Source organism: Solidesulfovibrio fructosivorans JJ], from assembly GCF_000179555.1.
GTDB lineage: Bacteria > Desulfobacterota > Desulfovibrionia > Desulfovibrionales > Desulfovibrionaceae > Solidesulfovibrio > Solidesulfovibrio fructosivorans.
Genome location: NZ_AECZ01000061.1, coordinates 1 through 8,736 on the forward strand (window position 1 = coordinate 1; position 8,736 = coordinate 8,736).

Genomic DNA, 8,736 nt, shown 5'->3' on the forward strand with positions numbered 1-8,736 from the left:
CTTTAAAGTTTTTCGGGAGGGTGGGGGTCCGGGGGAGGGAACCCCTTTTTTCAAAAAGGGGTTCCCTCCCCCGGCTCTTCCAGCATCATAATATGTACACGACACAGCGACGCATCATTCTGGCCTCGACGTCACCACGTCGGCGGGAGCTGCTTGATTTGGCCGGGGTACCGTTTTCGGTTGTTCCGAGTCCGGCCGAGGAGCCCGAACCGGATCTGGGCGAGTTGCCGTCGGCCTATGCCGCGCGCATGGCCCGGCTCAAGGCCGCGCCCGTGTCCCGGGAGCATCCGGAGGCGGCGGTCATCGGCGCGGATTCGGTGGTAGCCGTGGGGCATGTAATTTTGGGCAAGCCGCGCGATGCGGCCGACGCCGGGCGCATGTTGGGCCTGCTCTCGGGGCGCACGCATCAGGTGGTGACCGGCTGCGCGATTTTCGGCTGCGGCCCGGAACCGGAGATCTTCACCGTGTCCACGGACGTGGCCATGGCGGCGCTTTCCGATGTGGCCATCGCCGCCTACGTGGCCACAGGCGAGCCCATGGACAAGGCCGGGGCCTATGCAATCCAGGGCAAGGCGGCGGCGTTTGTCACCGCGATCAATGGCTCGTACACCAACGTCGTGGGATTACCGCTGGCGGAAGTGGTGGAAGCTCTAAAATGTTCCGGGGCTATCGGTCCAGGAACGTCCTAAAAACGCTCCTACCCATTGGTTTCACAGGGCAAATTTCCCCAAGATTCTTACAAGTCCTCGTCAGGAATAATTTCAAACTATTTTTTACAACGTGAAGAATCACTTAACCTAAAATAAAAAGTACTTTATTATTTTAGGTTAATTTAATTATCATCATTCGTAATTTATACATTAGCATAATCTCAACACCATCCAGCCGAACATATAAAACGCGAAATCCAAGAGGAGCACACGAATGGGCAGGGCTATTATACAGTTAAACAAAAGGAAAAAGGCCATTGATTTGCTGCGCAGCATCACTGACAATCAAGAACATTCTATCATTATTCACTATTCATGCGAAAGTTTTTATGAAAGAAATGACGGATCATCTCCTCGAATAACATCTATCGCTGTTCGAAATTGCTATTCCGCACAGACAACATCGTTTTCGATCCATCAAATAGCTGAAATTAATAGCGTTCCCATGAAAAATATTCCTGGAAATTATGACAGGCTAGAAAAGATGATGCTCGACCGCTTTTACGACTATGTAAGACGACATGATGGATACAAGTGGCTTCATTGGAACATGAGAGATATTAACTATGGATTTCCTGCAATATCCCACCGATACTCTGTTTTGAAAGGAACACCAGAGACAATACCTGAAGATAAGATGATTGACATTGCGAGACTACTAATTTCCATATATGGACCAGCATACATTGGCCATCCCAGGCTCGTGAAACTAATACAAAAAAATATGATTTCTGACAAAGATTTTTTATCTGGGCAGGATGAAGCGTTGGCATTTGAACAAGGAAAATATGTTGAGCTCCATCAATCAACACTGCGTAAAGTTGACATCATGAGCAATATTATTTCTAGAGCTGCTGACAATTCCTTAAAAATAAACACGAGGATGTGCGAAAACTTCAAGCTCTATCCCGTCGCCCTTGGTGAGTTGTTCAAAGAACACTGGTTTTTCTCGATCATATTATCTCTATGCACGATCCTAGGGTTTATATTTGGAATTCCGCAACTATTTCACTAGAAATAATCGCATTACATGCTTACAAACTAATTGATTAAAAAATTATCCTGAGAGGCTGCGCATGAAGATAGAACAGGCTGACAAGAAAGATTATCCTGCGTTGCTTAACGTATGGGAAACTTCCGTTCGAGCGACGCATAATTTCTTGAATGAAGCTGATATTTCCTTCTTAAAGCCGTTGATTCTTGAACAATATTTTGATGCTGTGAAATTACGATGCGTAAAAAATGCGCAAGGCACCATTCTCGGATTTTGCGGCGTTTCCGAGAAGAAACTTGAAATGCTCTTTGTGTTGCCCCAAAACAGAGGACAAGGCATCGGTTCTTCCCTATGCAGGCATGCCATCGAAAGCATGGATGTCGCATACGTGGATGTCAATGAGCAGAACCCGCAGGCAATCGGATTCTATAAGCACCTTGGCTTCCGCATTATAGACCGATCACCGATTGACGGCCAGGGAAAACCCTTTCCGTTACTGCATATGAAGCTGGATTGAATCTTCTTCGAGGTTCAGGCCAACAAACCAGACACTCCCACATGACTGTGCCTGAGGAACTGCCATGAAAAAAACCTACGTATTGCTGTTCGACGGATATGCGGACTGGGAAATCGGCTTTGCTCTTGCCGAACTGCGGCGTATGGGCAATGTGCCGGTCGTTGGTGTCGGACTCTCGGATGCACCCGTTTTATCCATGGGTGGACTCAAGGTACAGCCGGGGCGGCGCCTTTCCGATATTGCCATCGATGACATCCTGCTCTTCATCCTGCCGGGAGGAATGCTCTGGGAGCAATCGTACCCCAAGGAGGAAATCCATTCCTTCCTGCAAAATCTCGACGAAAGGAAAATCCCGACGGCAGCCATATGCGCGGCAACGACCGTACTCGCCAAAGCCGGTTTGTTGCAAAACAGGAAGCATACTTCGAATTCCTTGAAGTACCTCCGTGATCATGTTCCGGGTTACACCAGCCAGGATCATTATATTGAAGCGTTGGCCGTTACGGATGGGCACATCACCACAGCCAGCGGCTTGGGCAGCATCGACTTCACCATGAAAATCATGGAAGCCCTGCGGATCGCCACGCCGGACATGCGCGCCTTGTGGTACCGCGCGTTCAAATATGGAGAATTCCCTGAAGAGCTCGCGCAAGGCGAAAACGCGTAAACGCATTGGCGGCGGGACCGTCTCGAAATCGCCCCCGCGCGCCAAGCCGCCTCATGCGACCTCCGCCTGGGCGCGAAAGACTTAGCGCCGCGCGGCGGCCAAACTGCGCAGTGTCACCGCGCCGACGACCACCATGCCGCCGATCATGGCCCATTTCCCGGGGAGTTCGCCGTAGCCCAGGGCGACGAACACCGGATTGAAGATCGGCTCCAGGGTCATGATGCAGATCGCGGTCAGGGCCCGCAGCCGCCTGATGCACCAGACGTAAAGCGCCAGCGACAGCCCCTGCTGCACGATGCCGAGATAGGCCAACCCCCAAAAAGCCTCCCCGGAAAGCGGCAGTTCGCGCACCAGAAAGGGCAGCCCCACGGCGGCGGTCAGCAAATGGCCGGCAATGACCGCCGAAACCGGCGATCCCGCCCGGCCGGCCCGCATGCCGAGAGTGAAAACCGCATAGGACAGCCCCGTGCCCACGGCCAGCATGTTGCCCCAGAACCCTTCCGGCGACAGCCTGTCCAGGAAAAAAAGCGCCATCCCCCCGACCGTGACCGCGACAAAGACCCAGTCCGCCGGGCGCGTGCGTTCGCCGAGCACCGCCGGAGCCAAAAGCGCCACGTAGACCGGGGCGGTGTAGGCGAGCAGGATGGCGTTGGCGGCGGTGGTCAGCCGGGTGGCGACCACGTTGGTGACCAGCAGGCCGGCATACCCCAGGCCCGCGCACAAAAAAGGCTTTGTCGGACGAAAATCGAGCCTGCCCCGGAAAAGCGCCAAGAGCAGCAGCGCGGCAAGCAGACTGCGTCCGCCCGTGACCGCCATGGAAGGCATGGGCACGAGCTTGATGGCAAGGCCCCCGGTACTCCACAAAAGCGCCGTGACGGCCATAAGCCCGGCGGCGAGCCCCCGGCCTTCAGGTTCCCCTTCTCCGGCAGCCAGCCCGACGACGGGCGTGGCAACGCCCCGGGATGCTATGCGTAACATCCCGGTATGATGGCCCCAAAAGAAGCCGACGTAAACGCTTTCACAATGCGTTGCCTGAGGTGGGCTCTTGCGCGCGAAGCCCCGGATCGCTGACGCGCATGGCGTCCTTCATCGCCTGAAGCCGCGCCACGAAGGCATCGCTATGAATGGTGTCGTTGAATCCGGCGGGAGGGATCGCCGCAATCGTCTTGGCGCAGGCGGCGACGAATTTTTTCCTGACAAGAAAGTCCTGATCCACGGTAAAATCGACATCATCGCCCCGAATGACGGGGACATAGCGTCGCGGGCAATAGAGGCTCAGGAGGCCCTTGTCGTACAAATAACAATACAAGGCGAACTTGTTGATCCCTTTGGCCGGATTGAGATTCTTTCTGCGCTGCTCCATCTTGTAATCGGAATAGTCGATTTGCGTATTTTGTTCCGTACCGAGGTGATTGAGTAAAGCATTGGAGTCATAACTGACGAGCAAATACTTGGCCAGCTTCGCCCGATGGGAATAATCCGCGTCCTCTTCGCCGTACAGGCCGTAATCCTCGTTCCAATACCCCAGCGTCTGGAAGACATCGCGCGATATGATGGTTGCCGCGCCAGGCAGATTGTGCTTGTTCACATCGACCAAATCCCCACTCTCCAGCCGGACGCTATAGAAATACGGTTTGCCCAGGCCCAGTTTCGGACCGAGTATGGCGACTTTGGCGTTGCGCGCCCAGAGATCTATGATGTCGACAATCCAATTGTTTTTTAGAATCTCCATATCGTTGTCCAGCTTCATGTAAAGCGGAGCCGGACTATAATCGAAACCGAAATTGGAGGCGCAGGAGACGCCCATATTCTTTTTCAGCAAAAACAGATTGTCGATCAGACCGCCTTCCCGCAGTTTGAGGAGAAATTCTCGGGTCCCATCCGTGGAGCAATTGTCCACGACCGTCACCTTGTGCGGAATGTTTGTATACTTCTTTAGGGAAAACAAACATTTCTTCGTCATCTCCAGCCGATTGAACGTCACAATGCTGAAATTGACTATCGGATCATCCACAGAAAACCTCACAGCGGCGCAGCGCGTCTCCAGTAACAGTTCTTCAACAAACGCGGACGAGAGCGACAATTGTTTTTATCGCTTGAAGCCCCGGACCGCGTCAAGCGCCCCGAGCGGGATTGCCATCCCCTGCCCGTCACAGTAACAACGCCCGAACGGCAGGCCCTTCGTCGCCAAAACCAAACGCGTTCGCCGCCATGTACGAAGCCGAAATCAAATTCATCGCCCCGCCCGGGTTCAGGCTGCCGGGAACGCGTCTGGCCGACGCGGTCTATCGTGACGTCTACTTCGACACGCCTGACGGAGCGTTTTACGCCTCGGGCCGGGAACTCCGGCTGCGCGAGGCGGACGGCCAAACGTTTTGCACCTGCAAGAATCCCCCGTTCGACGCCGCCAGCGCCTCCAAGGAGGAGCTCTCGACCGCCGTGGCCGACACCGGGGCCATGGAGGCCGTCCTCACCGGCCTGGGGTTCGTGCGGCGCATGGCCTATGTCAAACATTGCCGTCGTTCCCGGACCATGCACAACGGCCTCGCCCTGGAACTGACCCTGGTCACGGTGGATTTTGCCGCCGGGACGTTCGTCGAAATCGAGCACCAGGCCCGGGACCGCGCCTTGGGACTTGCCGCCCTCCCCGTCATCCGGTCCTACGGCGCGGCGATCGGCCTCACGCGGGAATATCCCCGCGCGTATACGGACCTCTTTCTCGACGCCCGAGACCGGGACGTGACGGAACCCCGCCCATGCTAAAGCCCCTTTCGCCCCTTGCCGCCTACCTCGGCCCGTCCGCCTGGATCGACAGCGACCATCCGGCCGTCGCGGCCAAGGCCGCCGAACTTGCCGCCGGACGGGACACGGACGCCGCCGTGGCCGAAGCCGCCTTCGTCTTCGTGCGCGACGCCATCCGCCACAGCGTCGACCACCGACAAAATCCCGTCACCCGCGCCGCCTCCGAAGTCCTCGCCCACGGCACGGGCTACTGCTACGCCAAGGCCCATCTGCTTGCCGCCTTGCTGCGGGCAAACGGCATCCCGGCCGGCCTGTGCTACCAGCGCCTCCTGCTCGATCCCGACAAGGACGCGGCGCGCTACTGCCTCCACGGCCTTGTCGCCGCGCGTCTCAAGGATCGGAACTGGTACCGGATCGACCCGCGCGGCAACAAACCGGGCGTCGATGCCCGGTTCACGCCGCCGACGGAACGGCTGGCCTTTCCCATCACGGCTCCCGGCGAGGCCGACCTGCCCGGCATCCACGCCGCGCCGCTGCCCATGATCATGGAGGCGCTCACACGCCACGGGACCTGGGACGCGCTTTACGACGCCCTGCCGGACGTCTCCTCCTGACCCACGCCGGTCACGACATCTCCCCATTTTGCGACACTTTTGTCACTCTGCCTTCTTTTTTGCAGCTTCCCCGACGGCTGGCGTAGGCCTTGTCGTCGCCATGTCATTTTTACCCCACATATTCAGACCGTAAAATCGGTCGGTTACAAAAAAGACGTCAAATTTCTCCACGGGATTGGTGTACTTTGCACGGCTATTGCTTATAACAGGCAATAGCCCGGACCGGACTCTCCGTCGGTACGGGCCAAATTCCCCTAGGAGGTCGCCATGGAATCGGCTCTGACATTGCGCAAAACCGCTCCTCCCGAGTTGGCAGAACAAAGCCACGCCATTCACCATGTCTCCGTCCTGGAAGTGGAAATCGGCCACGGGGCCATGTCCACCATGAAACGGGCCATGAAGGAAGTCGCCGCCCAAACGGGCGCCAGCTACGAAGACCTCATGCACGGCCTTAGCGGCCAGATGTACTGGGTCGCCTCCACGGGCGCGCTCCTGTGCGTCATTCCCCTGCCCGAAAGCGACTTGTACTTGGAGATTCCCGAGGATTTCTGGCGAATCCGCGAACTGTCCCAGGCTACCCACTAGAATCTGCGGGCGGGGAACCTTCCTCGAAACGGGTTCCCCGTCCGCCCTCTCTTTTCCCCAAGTTTTTGGCGCTGCGCGAACAGCGCATGCCTTCCTGAACACGGCGCGGAATCCCGCTTCATAAGGACGCTCCCCCTCGGCTTGCCCCGATGCCGCTTTTCCGGCATGTTCCGCTCAGTCCTTCCGCCTTGCGCGTCCCGACGCGCCGTGCGGGCAACCATGACTTTGCCGGAACGCGCCATGCCCCCCCACACACCCAATTTTCCCAAGGCCCTGTTCGAGGAGCTGGAAACCGACAAGCTCCAGCGCCGTTTCCTGGAAGCGCTGGTGGAATTCCAGAACGTCGAGCGCGGTTCGCTTTGGATCAAGCGTGATGACGGCTACCAGTGCATCGAAGCCATCGGCGGCGGCCAGAGCGAACAGCTCGTGGGCTTTGTCGTGCCCAAGGACAAGCCGAGCATCGTCGGCTGGGTCATCGAAAACGGCCGCATGACCATCGCCGAGCCGGGCAAGGACAAACGCCATTTCAAGGACGCGGAATCGGGCCTGGACGTCAAATCCACCCTCATTCTCTGCTATCCGCTGGTGCTCAAAAACGGCGAGGTCTACGGCGCGGTCGAGATCATCGACACGGCCCACGGCGGCAGCCGGCTGAACCTGGGCAAGGAATATCTGGAGCTCCTGGAAGAATTCGTGGCCATCGGCTCCATCGCCCTGGGCAACGCCTTGGCCTTCGCCGATCAGAAAAACGAGGCCCAGAAACTCAAAAAACTTCTCGGCGGCATCAAAGGCGAAACCTCGCTCGTCGGCAAGAGCCCGGCCTTTTGCGCGGCCCTGGAAGCGGCCAGAAACTATTCGCGCACCGATTTTCCGGTGCTCATCACCGGCGAGTCCGGTACGGGCAAGGAGCTTTTCGCCCGGGAGATCCACGCCCAAAGCGCCCGCAAGGACAAACCGTTCCTGGTCCAAAACGTCTCGGCCATCCCCGACGCCCTGCTCGAATCGGAACTCTTCGGCTACAAGAAAGGCGCCTTCACCGGCGCGGACAAGGACAAGGTGGGACTTTTCGAGGCGGCGGACGGCGGCACGGTCTTCCTCGACGAGATCGGCGACATGCCGCTTTCCCTGCAAGCCCGCATCCTGCGCGTGCTCCAGGAAAACGAGGTCAAGCCCCTCGGCGACGCGAAGACCCGCACCGTGGACGTGCGCGTCATCTCCGCCACCAACCGGGACCTCACCCGGGCCATCGCCGATGGGACCTTCCGCGAGGATCTCTTTTACCGCCTAAACGTCCTGCCGCTCAAACTGCCGCCCCTGCGCGAACGCCCCGAGGACATCCCCGAGCTGCTGGACTACTTCCTGGCCCGCGACGCCGGCCGGCTGTGCATTCCGCAAAAGACCCTGGCGCGCGACGCCCTGGCCGCCCTCAAGCGCCGCCCGTTCCAGGGCAACGTCCGGGAGATGGAAAATCTGGTGCGCTACCTGCTGGCCACGGTTTCCGGACCGGTCATCGAGACCGACGACATCCCGCCGCCCCACGAAATCGGCCAGGCCAGGGACAGCGCGCCCGCGCCCGAAACAACGCCCACGAGCGCCCCAGGGCCCGACCTGACGGAGTACACCTGGGAAAGCCTCGAACACGCCTACGCCCTGGCGCTGCTTGAAAAATACAAATGGAACGTGACCAAGGCCGCCCGGGCCGCCGGCGTCAACCGCTCCACCTTCGACTCCCGCCTGCGCAAGCTCGGCATCAGCAAGGAATAAAAAAACGAACCGGGGGGAAACTTTGTCTTACGAAAAGTTTCCCCCCGGGCCCCCTTTCCAAAGACTTTAACGATAACAACTTGTCACCGTTAAAAGTTTTTGGGAAGGGAGAGCGCGAGAGGGGAACCCTTTTTTCAAAAAGG

The 8,736-nt window shown here is 57.8% G+C and carries 10 protein-coding genes; 8 read left to right on the forward strand and 2 right to left on the reverse strand.

The features are described from left to right. Positions 1-92: 92 nt before the first annotated feature. The 4 genes from DESFRDRAFT_RS20195 to DESFRDRAFT_RS20205 all read left to right on the forward strand — a co-directional run bounded on the left by DESFRDRAFT_RS20195 (position 93) and on the right by DESFRDRAFT_RS20205 (position 2,888). Positions 93-689: a Maf family protein gene (locus tag DESFRDRAFT_RS20195; protein WP_043795405.1), complete on the forward strand. Its 597-nt coding sequence runs from the start codon at positions 93-95 to the stop codon at positions 687-689. 235 nt (positions 690-924) lie between these two features. Beyond that, entirely contained in the window at positions 925-1,725 is an 801-nt protein-coding gene (locus tag DESFRDRAFT_RS21590; protein ID WP_005997130.1) for a hypothetical protein, read from the forward strand. Between the two features lie 61 nt (positions 1,726-1,786). After that, complete coding sequence (locus DESFRDRAFT_RS20200) at positions 1,787-2,221, forward strand: GNAT family N-acetyltransferase (RefSeq protein ID WP_005997132.1); 435 nt, start codon at positions 1,787-1,789, stop codon at positions 2,219-2,221. A 64-nt stretch (positions 2,222-2,285) separates the two neighbouring features. Next, entirely contained in the window at positions 2,286-2,888 is a 603-nt protein-coding gene (locus DESFRDRAFT_RS20205; RefSeq protein WP_005997133.1) for a DJ-1/PfpI family protein, read from the forward strand. An 81-nt stretch (positions 2,889-2,969) separates the two neighbouring features. On the opposite strand, the gene DESFRDRAFT_RS20210 is transcribed toward DESFRDRAFT_RS20205, so the two are convergent. After that, positions 2,970-3,866, reverse strand: coding sequence for a DMT family transporter (locus DESFRDRAFT_RS20210; RefSeq protein ID WP_005997135.1), 897 nt, complete (start codon positions 3,864-3,866; stop codon positions 2,970-2,972). A 40-nt stretch (positions 3,867-3,906) separates the two neighbouring features. Beyond that, positions 3,907-4,902 carry a glycosyltransferase gene (locus DESFRDRAFT_RS20215; RefSeq protein WP_005997138.1) on the reverse strand — a complete coding sequence of 332 codons (996 nt, stop codon included), beginning with the start codon at positions 4,900-4,902 and terminating at the stop codon, positions 3,907-3,909. A 197-nt stretch (positions 4,903-5,099) separates the two neighbouring features. On the opposite strand from DESFRDRAFT_RS20215, the gene DESFRDRAFT_RS20220 reads away from it, so the two are divergent. The 4 genes from DESFRDRAFT_RS20220 to DESFRDRAFT_RS20235 all read left to right on the forward strand — a co-directional run bounded on the left by DESFRDRAFT_RS20220 (position 5,100) and on the right by DESFRDRAFT_RS20235 (position 8,593). Then, positions 5,100-5,651, forward strand: a complete 552-nt coding sequence (locus DESFRDRAFT_RS20220; RefSeq protein WP_005997140.1) for a class IV adenylate cyclase — start codon at positions 5,100-5,102, stop codon at positions 5,649-5,651. Next, entirely contained in the window at positions 5,645-6,244 is a 600-nt protein-coding gene (locus tag DESFRDRAFT_RS20225; RefSeq protein ID WP_005997141.1) for a transglutaminase domain-containing protein, read from the forward strand. The genes DESFRDRAFT_RS20220 and DESFRDRAFT_RS20225 overlap by 7 nt, the downstream gene beginning before the upstream one ends. A gap of 267 nt (positions 6,245-6,511) precedes the next feature. Then, the gene (locus tag DESFRDRAFT_RS20230; protein WP_005997143.1) at positions 6,512-6,829 is read left to right on the forward strand and encodes a hypothetical protein; all 318 of its coding nucleotides are present in this window, start codon (positions 6,512-6,514) and stop codon (positions 6,827-6,829) included. Between the two features lie 240 nt (positions 6,830-7,069). Continuing rightward, entirely contained in the window at positions 7,070-8,593 is a 1,524-nt protein-coding gene (locus DESFRDRAFT_RS20235; protein ID WP_005997145.1) for a sigma-54-dependent Fis family transcriptional regulator, read from the forward strand. Positions 8,594-8,736: the final 143 nt, after the last annotated feature.

Coding starts and splice junctions, on each gene's coding strand:
- DESFRDRAFT_RS20220 (WP_005997140.1), top strand. CDS start 5,100: ATGTACGAAGCCGAAATCAAATTCATCGCCCCGCCCGGGTTCAGGCTG.
- DESFRDRAFT_RS20235 (WP_005997145.1), top strand. CDS start 7,070: ATGCCCCCCCACACACCCAATTTTCCCAAGGCCCTGTTCGAGGAGCTG.
- DESFRDRAFT_RS20225 (WP_005997141.1), top strand. CDS start 5,645: ATGCTAAAGCCCCTTTCGCCCCTTGCCGCCTACCTCGGCCCGTCCGCC.
- DESFRDRAFT_RS21590 (WP_005997130.1), top strand. CDS start 925: ATGGGCAGGGCTATTATACAGTTAAACAAAAGGAAAAAGGCCATTGAT.
- DESFRDRAFT_RS20205 (WP_005997133.1), top strand. CDS start 2,286: ATGAAAAAAACCTACGTATTGCTGTTCGACGGATATGCGGACTGGGAA.
- DESFRDRAFT_RS20230 (WP_005997143.1), top strand. CDS start 6,512: ATGGAATCGGCTCTGACATTGCGCAAAACCGCTCCTCCCGAGTTGGCA.
- DESFRDRAFT_RS20210 (WP_005997135.1), bottom strand. CDS start 3,866: ATGTTACGCATAGCATCCCGGGGCGTTGCCACGCCCGTCGTCGGGCTG.
- DESFRDRAFT_RS20200 (WP_005997132.1), top strand. CDS start 1,787: ATGAAGATAGAACAGGCTGACAAGAAAGATTATCCTGCGTTGCTTAAC.
- DESFRDRAFT_RS20195 (WP_043795405.1), top strand. CDS start 93: ATGTACACGACACAGCGACGCATCATTCTGGCCTCGACGTCACCACGT.